14 protein-coding genes are annotated in these 18002 nt (G+C 39.9%); 6 read left to right on the top strand and 8 right to left on the bottom strand.

Going from position 1 to position 18002, the window contains the following annotated elements; translation table 11 throughout:
• Positions 1-76: 76 nt before the first annotated feature.
• Positions 77-1426 carry a metalloprotease PmbA gene (gene pmbA / locus L641_RS0113040; RefSeq protein WP_013463883.1) on the bottom strand — a complete coding sequence of 450 codons (1350 nt, stop codon included), beginning with the start codon at positions 1424-1426 and terminating at the stop codon, positions 77-79.
• A gap of 145 nt (positions 1427-1571) precedes the next feature.
• Here pmbA and yjgA point away from each other — a divergent pair, with 145 nt between their 5' ends.
• Together yjgA and hemN are read left to right on the top strand one after the other, a co-directional pair.
• Complete coding sequence (gene yjgA, locus L641_RS0113035) at positions 1572-2096, top strand: ribosome biogenesis factor YjgA (RefSeq protein ID WP_013463882.1); 525 nt, start codon at positions 1572-1574, stop codon at positions 2094-2096.
• A 116-nt stretch (positions 2097-2212) separates the two neighbouring features.
• Positions 2213-3586: an oxygen-independent coproporphyrinogen III oxidase gene (gene hemN, locus L641_RS0113030; RefSeq protein ID WP_024602132.1), complete on the top strand. Its 1374-nt coding sequence runs from the start codon at positions 2213-2215 to the stop codon at positions 3584-3586.
• Positions 3587-3657: 71 nt separating this feature from the next.
• Here the strand turns inward: hemN and L641_RS0113025 are convergent, their stop codons facing one another.
• The 3 genes from L641_RS0113025 to L641_RS0113010 all read right to left on the bottom strand — a co-directional run bounded on the left by L641_RS0113025 (position 3658) and on the right by L641_RS0113010 (position 6136).
• Entirely contained in the window at positions 3658-4173 is a 516-nt protein-coding gene (locus L641_RS0113025) for a DUF2489 domain-containing protein (RefSeq protein ID WP_024602131.1), read from the bottom strand.
• Between the two features lie 12 nt (positions 4174-4185).
• On the bottom strand, positions 4186-4770 hold the full coding sequence (gene yihI / locus L641_RS0113020) for a Der GTPase-activating protein YihI (RefSeq protein ID WP_013463879.1): 585 nt from the start codon (positions 4768-4770) through the stop codon (positions 4186-4188).
• Between the two features lie 733 nt (positions 4771-5503).
• The gene (locus L641_RS0113010; protein ID WP_013463877.1) at positions 5504-6136 is read right to left on the bottom strand and encodes a c-type cytochrome; all 633 of its coding nucleotides are present in this window, start codon (positions 6134-6136) and stop codon (positions 5504-5506) included.
• A 281-nt stretch (positions 6137-6417) separates the two neighbouring features.
• Here L641_RS0113010 and yihA point away from each other — a divergent pair, with 281 nt between their 5' ends.
• Positions 6418-7074 (top strand): ribosome biogenesis GTP-binding protein YihA/YsxC, encoded by a 657-nt coding sequence (gene yihA, locus L641_RS0113005; protein ID WP_013463876.1) that lies wholly within the window; start codon positions 6418-6420, stop codon positions 7072-7074.
• Here yihA and L641_RS0113000 read toward each other — a convergent pair whose 3' ends face one another.
• The 3 genes from L641_RS0113000 to polA form a co-directional block, all read right to left on the bottom strand.
• Entirely contained in the window at positions 7075-7593 is a 519-nt protein-coding gene (locus tag L641_RS0113000) for a DUF1285 domain-containing protein (RefSeq protein WP_024602130.1), read from the bottom strand. It abuts the gene before it with no gap.
• Positions 7590-8177, bottom strand: a complete 588-nt coding sequence (locus tag L641_RS0112995; protein ID WP_024602129.1) for a YceI family protein — start codon at positions 8175-8177, stop codon at positions 7590-7592. The genes L641_RS0113000 and L641_RS0112995 overlap by 4 nt, the downstream gene beginning before the upstream one ends.
• 500 nt (positions 8178-8677) lie before the next feature.
• Positions 8678-11413: a DNA polymerase I gene (polA, locus tag L641_RS0112990; protein WP_024602128.1), complete on the bottom strand. Its 2736-nt coding sequence runs from the start codon at positions 11411-11413 to the stop codon at positions 8678-8680.
• A gap of 510 nt (positions 11414-11923) precedes the next feature.
• Here polA and elbB point away from each other — a divergent pair.
• From elbB to L641_RS0112975, 3 genes are all read left to right on the top strand, one after another.
• Positions 11924-12571, top strand: a complete 648-nt coding sequence (gene elbB / locus L641_RS0112985; RefSeq protein WP_024602127.1) for an isoprenoid biosynthesis glyoxalase ElbB — start codon at positions 11924-11926, stop codon at positions 12569-12571.
• Between the two features lie 223 nt (positions 12572-12794).
• Positions 12795-13187 carry a cytochrome c5 family protein gene (locus L641_RS0112980; RefSeq protein ID WP_024602126.1) on the top strand — a complete coding sequence of 131 codons (393 nt, stop codon included), beginning with the start codon at positions 12795-12797 and terminating at the stop codon, positions 13185-13187.
• Between the two features lie 174 nt (positions 13188-13361).
• Positions 13362-15926, top strand: coding sequence for a diguanylate cyclase (locus L641_RS0112975; protein WP_013463870.1), 2565 nt, complete (start codon positions 13362-13364; stop codon positions 15924-15926).
• A gap of 13 nt (positions 15927-15939) precedes the next feature.
• On the opposite strand, the gene rep is transcribed toward L641_RS0112975, so the two are convergent.
• The gene (gene rep, locus L641_RS0112970) at positions 15940-17958 is read right to left on the bottom strand and encodes a DNA helicase Rep (protein WP_016899315.1); all 2019 of its coding nucleotides are present in this window, start codon (positions 17956-17958) and stop codon (positions 15940-15942) included.
• Positions 17959-18002 lie beyond the last annotated feature (44 nt).

The raw sequence follows: 18002 nt of genomic DNA, 5'->3' as shown, positions 1-18002 counted from the left end.
TTAAATTAAACTTAATTTAAGCAAGCAAAGTGGGTTTATACCAATTCACTGAAATAAATATCATTGCGGATGGGTATTAAGCACCTGCTACTTGCATTTGTTCAATCAGTACTGAACCAGTCTGAATCCCGCCGCGACGTTCTATATCGCCACCTATAGCGGAAATACCTTTGAACATATCTTTTAAATTACCAGCAATCGTAATTTCGCTTACTGGGTATTGTATTTCCCCATTTTCAACCCAAAAACCAGCCGCACCGCGAGAGTAGTCACCGGTTACGGTATTCACGCCCTGCCCCATCAATTCTGTAACTAATAAGCCCGTACCCATGGTTTTTAATAATGCAGTTAAATCTTGATGCGTCTGTTCTACTAACCAATTATGAATACCGCCAGCGTGCCCTGTTGGGGTCATATTCATTTTACGTGCCGCATAGCTTGCTAATAAATACGTTTGTAACTCGCCACCGTGAATTATTTCTCTGTCGAGAGTTTTAACCCCTTCGCTATCAAATGGCGATGATGCTAAGCCTTTAAGTAAGTGCGGACGCTCTGAAATATTAACGGTTTTGCTAAATACCTGCGTGCCTAAGCTATCCAATAAAAAGCTGGATTTACGATACAGTGCGCCACCACCAATTGCTGATACCAAATGGCCAAACAATGAATTAGCAATATCGGCTCTAAAAATAACCGGCACTTTCATGGTGCCTAGTTTTTGGCTGTTTAGTTTTGCTAGGGTTTCTGCTGCAGCTTCAAGTCCAACACTTGCAGCATCTTTTAACCCCGCTTGATCGCGAGAAATCGTGTAGGCTGAGTCGCGCTGCATATGCTCGCCCTCTTTACCTATCACCATAGTGCTTATGCTGTGGCGAGTACGTGGAAAGCCTGCAATTAAACCATGGCTGTTACCATATACTCGCAACCCTTGATGCGATGAAAAGCTCGCGCCATCTGAATTCACAATTCGCTCATCGGCGTTTAATGCGGCTTGCTCTGCGGCATGACACAAATCAATCCCTTGCTCTGGGCTTACATCCCAAGGATGAAACAAGTCTAAATCTTTAGGGGCAAACTCAAGCAGTTCTTTATCAGCAATGCCATTACATGGATCGTCTGAAGTGAATTTAGCAATATCGATGGCTTTTTCGACCACAGCACGTAATGTTTTAGGATTTAAATCAGCCGTTGATGCCGAGCCTTTGTTATTGCCAACATACACGCTAATACCTAAACCACCGTCTTGATTAAACTCAATGGTTTCTACCTCCCCCATGCGCGTACTTACCGACAGCCCCGAAGTGCTAGACATAGCAGCTTCTGCAGCGGTAGCACCTAGTTTTTTAGCATGTTCAAGTACTTCTGATACAGCGTCTTTTACTTGAGAGATTTGCGAATAAATTGGATCTTGGTGTTGGCTTTTCATAAATTCTGTCCTGAGCCCTGAAGGCCATATTGCACACATTTTTTATATTTAAATGCTAACACACTCACTGCACCACATCAGCTAATATTAATCACTAAAAGAATCGCGTATAATAGATGAAGTTATTTTTATTTAAGAGCACCCCATGGCGAAGAAAAAAGGCAAGCCTGCTGAAATTGAAGAAGAAATTATATATGTATCAAAAAGTGAACTTAAGCGCGAAGCGCAAGAGTTTCATCAGTTAGGATCTGAAATTGCCAAAATGGGTAAAAAGCAGCGCGAACGCCTGCCGCTCAATGATGACTTAAAAGAAGCAATGGTGGTTGCTGATAAAATAAGTAATAAAAGTGATGCTTACCGCCGACATTTAAATTACATCGCAAAAACCCTTCGTACGGTAGAAAATATTGAAGAAATTAAAGCGATCATTGATGTCATGCTTAATAAAAATAACCAAGCTGAGGTTATGATCAAAAAAATTGAGCAACTGCGCAGTGATTTAATTGAACAAGGCGATGACTTAATTAACGAAACAATTGAACAATATCCAGCTCTTGAGCGCCAAAAAATGCGCCAAATGGTGCGTAATGCTGCCAAAGAAGTAAAAGCTGAAAAACCAGCGAGAAGCTACAAAGAGTTATTTCAGTACTTAAAAGACGCCATAATGTAACGCAGCCGCGTTATATATTAAAAAGGTGCTGCGGCACCTTTTTTTGTTGTAGATCAAAACCTCCTCCCCTTTGCTTTTTTACAATACGCAGCAACTTAAAAGATAAGGTGCGCGTGATGATTAAACTTCCTCAATGGGATCAAACTTTAATAAACAAATACAATGTATCGGGCCCGCGTTATACGTCTTACCCGACCGCACTTTCGTTAGCTGATGGTTATCAGCAACAAGATTTGATTAGCGCTATTGAATCATCGCAAACCCGTTCGTTGTCTTTATATATTCATATTCCTTTTTGTAGTCAGCTTTGTTATTACTGTGGCTGTAATAAAGTCATTACTCGCCACCAATCTAAAGCCGATACCTACCTAGACTTTTTAGCTAAAGAAATTGCAGCACAAGCGCCGCTGTTTCAAGATTATCGGGTTGAGCAATTACATTTGGGGGGCGGCACACCAACTTTTTTAACCGCAGCGCAAATGACGCGCTTAGTAAAGCTGCTAGAGCAACACTTTAACTTTAGCGATACCTGCGAGCGCGGTATCGAAATCGACCCTCGCTCACTGGCTGACAATATGCTGGTTGATTTAAGCGAGTTGGGGTTTAATCGTGTGTCATTTGGTATTCAAGATTTTAATGATCAGGTTCAGCTGGCTGTTAATCGCCCTCAGCATGTTGATGAGGTAAAGCAATTAATTACCCAAGCAAAACAGTTGGGCTTTAAATCAATTAATGCTGATATGATTTATGGCCTGCCACTACAAACACCTGAGAGCTTTACGCAAACGATTGAGCAACTTATTGCCTTAAACCCTGACCGCGTTTCAGTATTTAACTACGCTCATTTACCAGAACGTTTTGCCGCCCAACGTAAAATTAAAGACGCCGATTTACCCAGTGCGCATAATAAGCTCACCATGTTTAAAAATACCCTAGAGCAAATGACGCAGGCGGGCTATCAATTTATAGGTATGGATCACTTTGCAAAAGTTGATAATGAGCTAGCCATTGCACAAAATACGAATCAGCTGCATCGTAATTTTCAAGGCTACACCACTCATGGCGAGTGCGACTTATTGGGCTTAGGTGTCTCGTCTATTTCACAAATAGGCACAGCGATATTACAAAATAAAAAAGAGTTAAAACATTATTATCAAGCAGTTGATGAGCAAGCAGGCAGTGCCATTAATAAAGGCATGCATTTAACCCAAGATGATCTTATTCGCGCCGATGCGATTAAGCAGCTTATTTGCCAGTTTGAGCTTGATATGAGCGTATTCGCTAACAGACATAAAATCAGCTTTAATGACTACTTTCAAGATGCTTTAGAGGCACTCGCACCATTAATTGCCGATGAAATGGTAACAATAGAAAACAACCTAATTAGCGTAACACCAAAAGGGAATTTATTTATTCGTATTATTTGTATGTGCTTTGATGCGCATTTACAAAAACAGATAAATGCCACTCGCTTCTCACGCGTTATATAATTTAAAACTAGCACGCATAAAAAAAGCAGACCAAGGTCTGCTTTTTTTATATATGCCGTAAAATATAAGCGCTAGTTAAAAACCACGTTTTCGCTGCCTTGGGCTGCTTTAAACTCAACAATAATTTTTTTACAGTCAGCTTCTATTTCATCACTCAGTGATTCTTCTGCGCGCCAGCGCGCCGTGTCTTGCTTAAAAATTTCTTTTTTAGCGTACTTTTTGCGCGAATCATGGGTTGGCATTTCTTTTACCACGTCGTACATTTTATAAATACCCGGGTATGCACTCGTTAGGTCGCGCTCAGTATCAAAACTATATTGCGACATAAGCACCCAAATACGTAAGCACCCCTCAGAATAATCACATTGCTTTTCATTCATAGCACGTGCAATTAAATGAATACTATCGGCTAACTTCGCATTACGCTTTAAACGCGACTGTTTTAGCTTTTGCTGTTGCTCTGCCTGTTTTTTGCTAATTAGCTTTTTTTGCACATTTAGCTTATAGAGCAACTGACCCGCATAAAATGCCAAGCCCGCTATAATAGCAGCACCTACAACTAAGGCTAAGATCACTGCTGTACTCATTGCGTGTCCTTATTACTTATCTTCGTCGTCATCTAGCCATTCATTCGCTAGATCGTTTGATAGGTATTGATCAAAGTCTGAATTACTGTCTTCATCGCTGAAGTCATCTTCAAATTCTTCTTCATCTTCAATGCCTAATAATTTACAAAGCACTTGGTGACGCGCTATGCGGCTATTAAAGTATTTTGCATCTTTACCCGTTAGCATTTCACCTTGCTCATGACGCTCAACTAATTTAAGTAAGCGCTCATCATTTTCAAGGGCTTCTAACTCTTGTTCAGGCGTTAATTCTGGTTCAACAGCCTTTTTAAGCTCTGCTACAGGTTTAAGGTTACGTTTCATTTCGATTTTTGGTTCAGCAGCAGGTGCAACCAATGGCACTGCTTTTTTACTACCAACGCGTTTATCTTTAGCAGCCGAACCTGCTTTTTGAGTGTCATTACTCAATGCATCCGGTGCATTACGTGAACCAGGCTTAGCGCCCTTAGTTTTTTTAACACGTTGCTCTTTCAATGCGCGCATTTCTTTAAGCTTATCTTGGCTTAAACGAACGGGACCATTTGATGGAATTTTACGTGACTTTTTCTTTCTACTCATATCTTGATCGTCTCACTTAAGAGGTTTTGAGCGAGGCGCAACTCAATGGGCATCGCGGTGCTGGCCTAGCCAGGAGAATTCAGTTTGGGCGTTTTGTGCGCCAAAGCACAGTTAAGGTGCTTTTTTTAAACGGGGGGTATTGTAACAGGACAAATAAAAAGGCGGTAGAGAAAACATCTCTACCGCCTACTAATCTGAGCGCCATTATATGGACACTTCTCCCTTCGACTTTTTAGTCTTTATTGTTTTTATTATTATTTTCTATCCGTATTTTTATTATTTATCTTCCGTGTAGCATTCCATTTTGTTTTTATTATTAAACTTCCATGAGTATTTTATTATTTTCGGTCTTCCTAACACTTTTTTGATATTTCCTTTGGTAGCACACTCTATGTGCTATTCAGTCGTGCCGCGCTACTATCCTTATAACGTTTTCCTATTTGTTATTGTTTTTGCGACAGGGGTTAATTTACTCGTTAATAATTTTGTTACAACTAATTTATATCTTTTTTCTTGTACTACATATGACAAAAAACACTAAAAAAATATAAATTACAATAAGTTACATTAAAAATTAAAAATAAAATGAGATTTTTCTTACACCAAAGTATGGTCAATGTCTTACAAGAGAAGGAGCTTTATCGGTCATTGCAGGCACAAAAAAAGCAGCTAAAGCTGCCTTTTTCACTAATTAACATTATATTATGTTAACAACATCTAAATAAATACGACTTTAGTGTAGACCACCAAGGTATTTAGAGAGTGTTTCAATGTCTTTATCTGTTAGTTTCTTTGCAATGTCCTGCATAACACCATTTAGGTCGTTATTACGAACACCATCTCTAAACTGTTCAAGTTGTGACTTGATGTATTCTGGATGTTGGAAAGAAATTTTTGGGAATTTAGCTAATGAAGAGCCATTACCACGTGGACCATGACAAGCCGCACATGATGGGATACCACGCTCAGCATCACCTGCTTTATATAACATGGCGCCTGTTTCTTGAACATCTTTCGGTGTAGCACCTTCAGACATGTTCAAAGAAGCAAAGTAAGCAGCCAAGTCTTTCATATCTTGATCACTTAATGGCATTGCCATACCGCTCATTACTGGATTCATACGACCTTCTTTACCACCCGAAGTCATACCTAATTTAAATTCAGTAAGTTGCTTGTATATGTAATCTGCGTGTTGGCCTGCAATTTTTGGGTAGATGTTAACCGGCGCATTACCGTCTGGGCCGTGACAAGCCGCACACGTTGCTGATTTTTCTTTACCTGCGTTTACATCGCCATCAAATGCTGTTGCGTTGCTTGCTGACAACGCACCAAGCAATATAGTTAAAGATAGTGCTATTTTTTTCATGGTGAATTCTCTGTTTCCGACCCTGTATCATCTACAATATGGATGTTGTGATTTTTATATTCTACACGATATTAAATTCTCTGGCACGTTTTCTACACACATTAAACCTATAAATTATAGGGTTTTGAGTAAAATTAAACGCTAAGCCAGTTAAAATGTACTGTCAGCAATGATCTTACATGCTCAAATACACTTTTTAATAGCTACTTTATAGTATAAAATACGCGCCACGGGTGAATTTGGTTTACCCAATGTTATTTTTTTAAGTTTTAGGAGAGCCTGTGCTCAAATCTCGTATCAAGTATAACACTGCGTCTTTTGTTACAAGCGCGCCAGACATCACTAAATTACCTGCTGATACGGGAATTGAAGTCGCGTTTGCCGGTCGCTCTAATGCAGGTAAATCAAGTGCGCTAAATGCCCTAACCGATCAAAAGTTAGCACGAACCAGTAAAACACCCGGCCGTACTCAGCTGATCAACACCTTTGAACTTGCCGATGTAGATAATATGCGCCTAATTGACCTACCTGGCTATGGGTTTGCAAAAGTGCCGATTGAAATGAAAAAGAAATGGCAAAAATCGCTAGGCGAATATCTGCAAAAACGTCAAAGTTTAAAAGGTATTGTGGTATTAATGGATATTCGTCATCCATTAAAAGATTTAGACCGCGACTTAATTAATTGGGCTGTAGGCAGTGAAATTCCGGTATTGGCACTATTAACTAAAGCCGATAAGCTAAAGCAAGGTCCGCGTAAATCACAAGTTCTTAGCGTACGTCGTGAGTTAAGTGAATTAGATGGCGATATTACGGTTCATGCATTTTCATCACTTAAAGGCACCGGCTTACCAGAAGTCGCTAAAAAGCTAGATGAGTGGTATTTAGGCCCAATAGTGGCCGTTCCACCTGCTGATTTAGTAGCGCCAGATAGCGAATAATTACTGTAAGTAAAATTTCTGCTGTGCGGAGGTAATAAAATAGCCGAGCTCATCTGTTTCGGCTATTTCAGCCCACTGATAAAACACATTTCGCGCAACTCGCGCAAAGCAGCCGTAGGGTAACTGCATATAAGGCACAGCCGCACCTTTGTAGTCATTGATATAAAGTGACTCAGAACGACCTAATAGCCATGTGCGGTTTAAGTTATCAATACAACAAATAACACTTCCCTCTGATGTCGGTTCACTATGCCAATTTACAATAATAAAAGGCGCATCCTTCACCTCAATCGCGATTTTTTCTACGGGTGTTTTTAAGTAAAACTGCCCATCTTCGTTGCATAATACACTGGCAAAAAGTTTCACCATTGATTGACGGGTAATTTCACTACCTGCGTAAAACCATTTACCTTGCTCATCAATCAATAATGGTAACTGCCCGCAGTGAGCGGGCTGCCATTGTTCAAAAGGTTTGCTTGGCTCGCTGAGTTGCTTGCTAAGCTCGTTAAGTGAAATCACTGTTTTTTAAATGTCAGTGCAAAAGTAACTGGCACGGCAGTAGCAATTGAAGGTAATCCGGCTAATTTTTGTAACTGCATTACCCCTTCGGTGATCTTAAAGTCATCACTGTTGATAATGATAGGAGTGAATGATGCCACACTTAAATCTCCATTGGCCGCACTGCTTACGAGTACATCAACAGCAAGTGGCTTTTTATGACCATGAAAGTCTAGCTCAGCGCTAATACCTTTTAATACGTACTGCCCTGGTTGCTTAATAAGTGACAACTTATCAGATAAGTCAGCGGTTAATACTGCGTTTGCAAACGTGTCAGACTCAAACAATATCTTACTTAAACGTTCGTTACGGATTGGGATAAAGGTTTCGGTTGAGGTTAAATCAACGTTTACGCTAAATTGACCCTGATCGCTCAGCTGCCCTGCTAACTGAGTAAAGTGACTTGCTTCAGCAATGCTATTTTTTTTAATTGATACAAAACTTAATTGGCTTTTATCGTTCAATAGTTGCCAGTTTGCCGATGCAGCACCTGAAACTAGTAAACATGATAAAGATAAACCTGCGATAGCTAACGTTTTAAACATAATGCACTCCTAAAATAAAAAGACTTATACCGGTAAAAATAATACTTTGATCAGCCCAGCTGAAAATCATTAGTTACTGTGTGGTAAATCGAAAATGCTAAGTAGACTGATGGTATCACTTGAAACGCTAAGTGCAATTAGAGAATAAATTTAACGCTTGGATGCAAGGCAATAAAAAAACGGCCCATCAAATATATGATAGGCCGATATAGCAAACTGGGGAGAAGCTATTAATACGTTGCATCTTACGATGCATCATCAACAGGATGTCCTACAGGATGAGGACGGGCGGCACTTTACCAAAAGCAAGTGTAAAAATACAAGCATATTATTGATAATCGTAGCGAATTGACGAACCTCTAACGATTTAATACAAACTGCTGTTTAATTTAACTTTTTTTTAACCTGCAAGATAAAGAAAAAGCGCCTAGCGGCGCTTTATGATTCTCTTTTTGGACTCTGTATTTGGCCTATATTAAAACCAGTACAGTAGCGCTAAATTAGTGTGCTTGTTCCCAGTTATCACCTTCGTCAGCTTCAACAATAAGTGGTACATCTAACTGCGCCGCTTGTGACATCAGCTCACAAATCTGTTTGGTATATTGCTCAGTACATTCTGTTTTAATCTCAAATACCAATTCATCGTGTACCTGCATGAGCAGCTTAACTGTATTAGGTGCTTGCTGATTAACCCAAGTATGCACGCTTAACATCGCTTTTTTAATAATATCAGCCGCAGTGCCTTGCATCGGCGCATTAATTGCTGCGCGCTCAGCGCCTTTGCGACGAGCACCATTACGCGCATTTATTTCTGGTAAATGTAAGCGACGGCCAAAAATTGTTTCTACATAGCCATTTTCGGCCGCTTTTTCACGCGTTGTTTCCATGTACTCTAAAACACCTGGAAAACGCTCAAAATATTTATCGATATAATGCTGCGCTTCATGGCGTGGTACATCAAGTTGACGTGCTAAGCCAAATGCCGACATGCCATAAATTAAGCCAAAGTTTACCGCTTTAGCTTTACGGCGCATATCTGATGTTACATCTTCAAGCTCAACCCCAAATACTTCAGCAGCCGTGGCACTGTGAACATCTAAGCCATTAGCAAATGCGCTTAGTAATCCCTTATCTTGCGAGAGATGCGCCATAATACGCAGTTCTATTTGGCTGTAATCGGCAGCCACAATTTTATATCCATCTGCGGCAATAAACGCTTCACGAATACGACGTCCTTCCTCTGAACGAATAGGAATATTTTGTAAATTAGGATCGCTTGAGCTTAATCGACCCGTTGCTGTTACCGCTTGGTGATAAGAAGTATGCACTCGCTGCGTGCGTTCATTGACTATCAAGGGTAACTTATCGGTGTAGGTTGATTTGAGCTTAGATAAACCACGATGCTCAATAATCACTTTAGGCAGCGGGTAATCGTGTGCTAACTCTTGCAGTACTTCTTCTGCTGTAGAAGGCGCGCCTTTGGGTGTTTTTTTGATAACGGGCAATTCGAGCTTTTCAAATAACAGCACCTGTAATTGCTTTGGCGAGCTTAAGTTAAACGGTTCGCCCGCGATTTCAAACGCTTCTTTTTCAAGCTCAAGTAATCGCTCACCTAAACGTTGGCTATGCGTGGCCAACATGTTGCTGTCGATAGCAACACCGGTGCGTTCAATATCAGAAATAACACTTACTAGTGGCATTTCTATATCTTCAAACACCGATTTTAGTTTTTCATCCGCTTCAAGTTTCGGCCATAACACTTGGTGCAAACGCAAAGTAATATCGGCATCTTCAGCGGCATAAGGCGCTGCTTTTTCAAGTTCTATTTGATTAAATGTAAGCTGCTTTTTACCTTTACCAGCAATATCTTCAAAGCTAATATTTTTGTGGCCTAAGTATTTAAGCGCCAACGAGTCCATATCATGACGGGTGCCTACGCTATTAAATACATAAGACTCCAGCATAGTGTCGAACTTAATACCATTTAATTCGTAGCCTGCATTGGCAAGCACGCTTTTATCGTATTTTAGATTTTGACCTACTTTAGCTTTATTTTCGTCTGCTAATATTGGCCCCAACTTTTGCATCACAAATTCAAGGCTTAACTGATCGGGCGCATCGGGGTAATCGTGTGCTATTGGTAAATAAGCCGCTTCCCCTGCTTTAACCGCAAAGCTCATACCGACCAATTGCGCTTTCATATACTCTAAACTGGTTGTTTCTGTATCAAAAGCAAATAGCTCAGCTTCATTAAGCTGTTCTATTAATGTCTCAAATTGGGCCTCAGTTAAAATAGTTTCATAGTGCGCATCTTCAACTTTTGGCAGCTCATTCTCTTGCGTTGGTACTGCTAAATGTGTGTCGGCATCTTTTGGGTTGTCTAGCAATTCAGCTAGCCAACGACGAAACTCACATTCACCGTATAAGGCAATTAATTCGTCTTTATTCGGTGTTTGTAATTTAAAAGTATCAAGATCAGATTCAACCTCAACATCACATTTAATAGTGGCAAGCTCATAGCTTAACGGTAAATGATCAATCGCTTTTGCCAGTTTCTCGCCTATTTTACCTTTTATATCAGAAGCATTATCAATTACGCCCTGAAGCGATCCGTACTTTTGTAACCATTTAACTGCTGTTTTAGGTCCACAACCCTCAACGCCAGGAATATTATCTACTTTGTCGCCCATTAAAGCTAAATAATCGATAATAAGTTCAGGTCCAACACCAAACTTTTCAACCACAGTTTCGGGATCTGAAATACTGTCGGTCATGGTATTAATCAAGGTTACATGCTCATTGACCAACTGCGCCATATCTTTATCACCAGTCGATACCAGCACATGACGTTGTTGCTCAGAGGCAATCCGTGCAAAAGTACCGATTACGTCATCGGCTTCCACGCCCTCAATACTAATTAACGGAAAACCCATTGCTTTGATAATACTGTGCAGCGGCGCTATTTGAGTACGCAGATCATCAGGCATTGGCGGACGGTTCGCTTTATACTCACTGTACATATCATTTCTGAAGGTTTTACCTTTGGCGTCAAATACCACCACCATATGTGAGGGATCATATTGTTTGATCAAACTTTTAAGCATGTTTACCACGCCATAAATGGCACCGGTGGCCTCACCCTTAGAGTTCGTTAGATGTGGTGGTGAATGATAAGCACGAAACAAATATGAAGAGCCATCAACTAAAATAAGCGGGTTTTCGGGGATCTGAGCCATGGTAAAATTGGATCCTAAATACAAAAAAGTAATATGAGTGTAAGCATGCCATAAGGCAGTAAATAAAACGACTGTGAATTAATGTGAGTAATCGCGCTACATTTTTAGTAAGTTGTGGATAACTATGTAGATAACACCCACAGGCAATTCATCCGAAGCATCTTGAAATGCCTAGATTAATTTGTAATTTATTGTTTTGTTTAAAAAAAGATAATTCGAGGTTCTTTTTTATTATTTTTTTATTAATGTGGAAAAAGCATTTATACCGTCACTGGTTTTATAACCCACCTTAATTATTTACGTCCATTTAAATAACTGGATGAGCATTCTAGCATAATGGATCAAAGATCATAGCGATCCTTTATAATTTTTTTCATGGCTACTAATCACTAAATGGCATATAGCGCATAACAACGTGCTTTGCGCCTAAAAAACGAGCAAATAAATTTTTAAATCGGCTGATTCATCGTGTTAAACTTTATTTAAGAGACTTTAATGGAGCGAAATGATATGAAAAATATAGCTGTAATTTTAGCAGGTTGTGGTGTGTTTGATGGTAGTGAAATTAATGAGGTGGTACTGACTTTATTACACATTGAAAAAAATAATGCTCAGTATCAGTGCTTTGCACCTGATATAGAGCAGTACCACACCATTAATCACATCACTGGTGAAGAAATAGCACAGCCGCGAAATGTATTAGTTGAATCAGCTCGCATCACCCGTGGCAATATAAAGTCACTCGCTGAATTAGACGTTACACAATTTGATGCACTCATTATCCCTGGGGGCTTCGGGGTAGCTAAAAATCTATCTGACTTTGCTATTAATGGCACTAACGCTAAAGTAAACGAGGCAGTACTTAGCGCTTGTAAAGAGTTTGCGGATGCAAAAAAAGCCACGGGTTACATGTGTATTGCACCGGCTCTATTGCCTTTTATTTATCATAAACCTCAGCTTACTATTGGTAATGATAGCGACACAGCCGAGGCTCTTAGCACATTAGGCGCTGAACACGTAGAGTGTAAAGTGGATGATATTGTTATTGATAAAAGCAATAAACTCGTTACGACACCGGCCTATATGTTGGCACAGTCTATTATGGATGCAGATGCAGGAATCGATAAGTTAGTGCGTAACGTATTAGCTATGAGTTAGTCGTAAGGGCTTTGATCGCATTAAAGGCGTGATGATCCCGTTTTATAATTTAACTATGCGCTAAACCATGTAATTTTATTGAGTTAAGACAATCATTAGTCGTATTTCTAAATAAAATCGACTCTGAGCATTTTATAAATGACTTAGTGGAGTTATAATTGGTTTAAATTCCGTCATTTAAAATCGTGATTGATCACGTTCAAATTGAAGTGGGCAAGGCAAAATGAAAAAACTATCAGCTGCAGCATTACTTGTGCTAGCAACCACCGCATACGCACAGCCATATGATAACTCTATGACTGAAGATGCAATTAAAAAACGTTTAGCGCCTATCGGTGCTGTTTACCTTGAAGGTGAAAAAGTAGAGGTTGCTGCACCAACAGGGCCTCGTTCAGGCGAGCAAGTATATCAAGCGGCCTGTTTTGCTTGTCATGGTACAGGTGCTTTAGGCGCTCCTAAATCAGCTGACGATTGGGCTCCTCGTATTGCTAAAGGAAAAGATACCTTATTAGATCATGCAATCAACGGCTTCAATGCAATGCCGCCACGTGGTACATGTATGGATTGTTCTGATGATGAAATAAGCGCAGCAATCGACTTTATGACTGCTAAATAAAATCAGTCAGGCTAAAACTATAAATGAAAGGCTTACTCACAGTAAGCCTTTTTTGTTTCTAATTATCGATTTTTCGCAGCATAATTAAGATAAATATCTACTTGACGCAAAATGTTAAAAGTGGAACTATAATGATTAATAACTATACAAAAAATTATAACTGGTTAAACATCATTGGAAGATAAACTCATTGTACCGAGTAGCGTAGTGCGCCAAAATAAACGACTAAAAGCACTATTGAAAAAGTACAAACATGCCTACCACCTCCACAATGCCCTGATACAGCTATCAGAGCAAGCAAGTACTGTTGCCGAATTAACCTTACTTTACCCAGCTATTCATGACATTTTACAAAAGTATGTCCCGAGTAAAAGCTTTTATGTGGTGCTTGTTGAGCCGCAATCACAACAGTTGGAACTGTCTTATTTTTCTGATGAAAAAGATGGAATTTCTGTACCACTTAATCGGGAGAATAATTTTGAAGAAGGCGCAACGGGTTATGTGTTTAAGCAAGGAAAGACCACTTATTTCACTAAGCAACAAATGCATGATGCTGCACAGCAAGGCTTATTCAAAGCATTAGGTACACCTGCAGAACACTGGGTAGGCGTTCCAGTTTATCAAGAAAAAAATATTATTGGCGTATTAGCAGCGCAAAGTTACGACACTGAGCAAGGTTATAGTTCGCAACAAATAAACCTACTTGAAGCAATGTCACTTTATTTAGCGACAGCTATTGAACGCGTTAAGAAACGAGAGTTGCTCGAATCAGAAGTAAAACTAAGAACCCGTGCATTAACGCAAAGCAATGATGCTTTAAATGTTGAAATACAACAGCGAAAAAGCGCCCTGCAACGCCAGCAAATATTATTTAAAATTTCAGAGCTGACAACTCAAGCTAAAAACCTAGATGATGCTTATTTTCAAATACACGAAATAATAAAAACCATCACTTACGCAAAAAATCTTTATATTGCCTTGTATGATAAAGAAACGGGCTGGATTAGTTTTCCTTACAGTGTTGACGAATTTCAAGGCAGCACCCAACCAAGGCGCTTTGCAAAAGGGTACAGTGAGCTGGTGATCAGCACCGAAGAAACACAAATAATTCACCCGCAAAGAGCACAAGAGTTATTAGATAGTGGCATTGTAGAGCGTGAAAAACCAATTGATGAATCTAGAAGAGCCACCAGCTGGCTTGGCGCTCCGCTAAAAACATCGCAAGGAGTTATAGGTTTAATTGTTTGCCAAGCTTATAATAATGAACACCTTTTCACACAAGATGATGCAGAACTCATAACCTTTGTATCGCATCAAATTGCCACGGTATTACAAACAAAATTAGCCTCACAGGCGCTGAAAAAGAGCCACCAAGAGCTCGCTTCTCGAGTAAACGAAAAAACCAAAGAGCTAAGCCAAGCAAATTTGCATTTACAGATGCAAATTGATGAGCGTAAAAAAATAGAGCAGCAGCTGTATCACGATGCGCACCATGACTCATTAACAAGCTTGCCTAATCGTAATTTATTTTTAACGCAGCTAGAAAAAACGCTACAGTTTTACCAACGTCACCCTGATGAGCACTTTGCGGTACTGTTTATTGATCTTGATAAATTTAAAGATATAAACGACCAGCTTGGGCACCATGCCGGAGACGAATTTTTAATTAGCGTGGGTCAGTTGTTCTCTCAATGTATCCGTGAGCATGATTTATTAGCACGCTTAGGGGGAGATGAATTTGTAATTTTACTCACTCATTTAACCGAGCCAAACCAAGCTGAAGATGTTGCAAATCGAATCATCAACATCATGCGAAAACCTTTTTGTACAAAAGGTATTTGTGTGCAAAGCGGCGCGAGTATTGGTATCACTTATTCAAAACAAAGCTATAAACATACAGATGAAATTATTAGAGATGCTGATGCCGCAATGTATTACGCTAAAAACTCTGGTAAAAATCGCTTCGAATTATTTCACCCGTTACTCACAGAGCCAATGCTGCAACATGAGTCACAAACATTGCACCATCTTGATGTATTACCTATGACGTTTCGTAGCTCAGATATTATTTCTATGGATGAGCATTATCAATATGCCTCATTATTTGAAGCGTTTGGTGAACACCCTGTACTTGGCTTTACTAGTTTTGATATTTTAAAGAAATTTGCAAGTGATAAAGAACAGCATATAAAAGTAGAACTCCAACTGATTTTACAAGCGTATCAACAAGCGAAAGACTCTGAAATAAGCGTTGCTCTTCTGCCTTGCTCAAGTCTGCTTTTAGAAAAGCATGAGTTCTCTTTATTAACTGCTGCACTAAAGCAGCCATTAAACATTGATCCACTTTGTTTGTTGTTTGATGATCAAGAATTACGTTACGCCAGTGCGCTGCAACTAGAAAACTTAAAACAGCTTAAAGCGCTGGGCTACTCTATTGGTCTAAATAATTTCGCAAAGGATAAATGCGAGCTTAATTTAGTGACCGAGATAGAATTTGATTACTTACTATTAAGCTCCACTTTCAGTAAACGAATATTGCAGCAGGAATGCTATGACTTGCAGCTACAAGGTTTGCTGGCTATCACTAAACTTAAACACATTAAAGTGATTGCTAAAGGCCCGTCAATATTAAACTTCAGAGCCCTTTTAGATAAGCATGGCTTGAACTTGTTTGTTGCCAAACAGCACCCACTTAAAAGCGCGATACGTTCAACACTTATAAGCTCAGAATCAAAATAACGCTAAACACATGCTATTGTGGTTTTTTTAGCATTGCCCTTAAATTTGCAACCCGAGCTTGGCCTTTTTCCATGCGTTCAGCTTGAGTATTAGGCGCTTTTTTGTTTTCAAAGGCTAAGTCATCTTGTGGTAGCTCTTGCACAAACCGGCTGAGCTCCGTTTGCGATGTTTCACCAAATTGACGACGAATTTTAGCATACGTTAAGGTTAGCTCTTGCTGCGCGCGGGTAATACCTACATAGGCAAGGCGGCGCTCTTCATCTACATTATCCTCATCAATGCTTACTTGGTGTGGTAATAGCCCCTCTTCCATGCCTACCATAAATACATAAGGGTACTCGAGTCCCTTTGAAGCATGCAGCGTAAGTAATTGTACTGCATCTGCTTCATCTTCTTCCTCGTTACGCTCTAGCATATCGCGCAGGGTCAATTTACTAACCACTTCAGCTAACGTCATTGGCGGATTATCGGCATCGCCAGTCAGCATATCGGTGATCCAACGGTACAGCTCCGAGACATTTTTCATCCGCATTTCGGCGGCTTTGGCACTCGGTGATGATTCATATAAATAGGCTTCATAATTAATATTTCGCACTAAATCTTTGACCGCTTCTAAGGTATCGCTGCGTACTGCGTTATCCGACAGCTCAACCACCCAACGGGCAAACCCAGCTAACGCATTAAAACCACGTCCTTTTAGTCTGTATCCTAAGTCGTTATCAAAACAGGTGGCAAACAAGCTTTGATGTTTTTCATTGGCTAAGGTGCCTAGTTTTTCAAGCGTCACCGTGCCTATTTCACGCCGTGGCGTGTTCACGATTCTTAAAAAGGCATTGTCATCATCTTGGTTCACTAAAAGACGTAAGTAAGCCATGATATCTTTAATTTCAGAACGTGAAAAAAACGACATCCCGCCGCTAATTTTATAAGGTATACGGTTACTCATTAACGACTTTTCAAAACCACGCGCTTGGTGATTACCCCGGTACAAAATCGCGTAATCTTTATAGCTGGTGCGCTTCATAAACTTATGAGAAATAATCTCTGCAACCACACGCTCAGACTCATGCTCTTCATCGCGACAACCAATGACTTTAATTTGCTCACCATAGCCAAGTTCACTAAAGAGCTTTTTTTCAAACTCATGGGGGTTATTTGCAATTAATATATTAGCCGCTTTAAGAATGCGCCCTGCACTACGGTAATTTTGCTCTAGTTTTATTAATCTTAATCCTGGATAGTCTTTACTTAATAACACCAAATTTTGTGGGCGAGCACCACGCCAAGAGTAAATTGACTGATCGTCATCTCCTACCACAGTAAAGCGTGCACGTTCACCAACCAGCAATTTTACTAATTGGTATTGGCTGGTATTAGTATCTTGGTATTCATCCACCAGTAAATACCGAAAACGCTGCTGCCAACGCTCACGTGATGTGGCATTACTGCTTAAAAGCAGCGTGGGGATCATAATTAAATCATCAAAGTCGAGTGCATTATAAGCGCGAAGCTGATTTTGATAACGCGCATATAACTGAGCAAACAAGGCTTTTTGTGGCTCTCTGGCTTCGCGAATAGCTTGCTCTGGTAAAATGAGTTCATTCTTCCAGCTACCAATTTGCATTTTAAGTAGATTAAGTAAGTCTTTGTCTTTTTTAAGCTCATCTTCGGTTAAATCACCGAGTAGTTGATTCGTATCTTGGTCGTCAAACAGCGAAAAACCAGGCTTAAAACCCAGTGTTTTTAACTCTTTTTTGATGATTTCAAGCCCGAGTGTATGAAATGTAGAGACCCATAAACCTTTAGACTCTTGCTTTCCTAAGGTTTGCAAAACCCGCTCGCGCATTTCTTTAGCCGCTTTATTGGTAAAGGTAACCGCCGCAATATTACGCGCTTGATACTCACACTTCTGTACTAAGTAAGCAATTTTGTTGGTGATAACTCGTGTTTTACCCGAGCCTGCGCCAGCTAATACTAAGCAAGGACCACTAATGTACTTTACCGCTTCATCTTGTTTAGGATTGAGTTTCATAACGACCAGCTGATTGCAAAAAGACGGGCAATTTTAACGTAATC

This window comes from Pseudoalteromonas sp. TB41 (assembly GCF_000497975.1).
GTDB lineage: Bacteria > Pseudomonadota > Gammaproteobacteria > Enterobacterales > Alteromonadaceae > Pseudoalteromonas > Pseudoalteromonas tetraodonis.
This window is presented reverse-complemented; position numbering and strand designations above follow the sequence as displayed.

Coding starts and splice junctions, on each gene's coding strand:
- pmbA (WP_013463883.1), bottom strand. CDS start 1,426: ATGAAAAGCCAACACCAAGATCCAATTTATTCGCAAATCTCTCAAGTA.
- yjgA (WP_013463882.1), top strand. CDS start 1,572: ATGGCGAAGAAAAAAGGCAAGCCTGCTGAAATTGAAGAAGAAATTATA.
- hemN (WP_024602132.1), top strand. CDS start 2,213: ATGATTAAACTTCCTCAATGGGATCAAACTTTAATAAACAAATACAAT.
- L641_RS0113025 (WP_024602131.1), bottom strand. CDS start 4,173: ATGAGTACAGCAGTGATCTTAGCCTTAGTTGTAGGTGCTGCTATTATA.
- yihI (WP_013463879.1), bottom strand. CDS start 4,770: ATGAGTAGAAAGAAAAAGTCACGTAAAATTCCATCAAATGGTCCCGTT.
- L641_RS0113010 (WP_013463877.1), bottom strand. CDS start 6,136: ATGAAAAAAATAGCACTATCTTTAACTATATTGCTTGGTGCGTTGTCA.
- L641_RS0112995 (WP_024602129.1), bottom strand. CDS start 8,177: ATGTTTAAAACGTTAGCTATCGCAGGTTTATCTTTATCATGTTTACTA.
- polA (WP_024602128.1), bottom strand. CDS start 11,413: ATGGCTCAGATCCCCGAAAACCCGCTTATTTTAGTTGATGGCTCTTCA.
- elbB (WP_024602127.1), top strand. CDS start 11,924: ATGAAAAATATAGCTGTAATTTTAGCAGGTTGTGGTGTGTTTGATGGT.
- L641_RS0112980 (WP_024602126.1), top strand. CDS start 12,795: ATGAAAAAACTATCAGCTGCAGCATTACTTGTGCTAGCAACCACCGCA.
- rep (WP_016899315.1), bottom strand. CDS start 17,958: ATGAAACTCAATCCTAAACAAGATGAAGCGGTAAAGTACATTAGTGGT.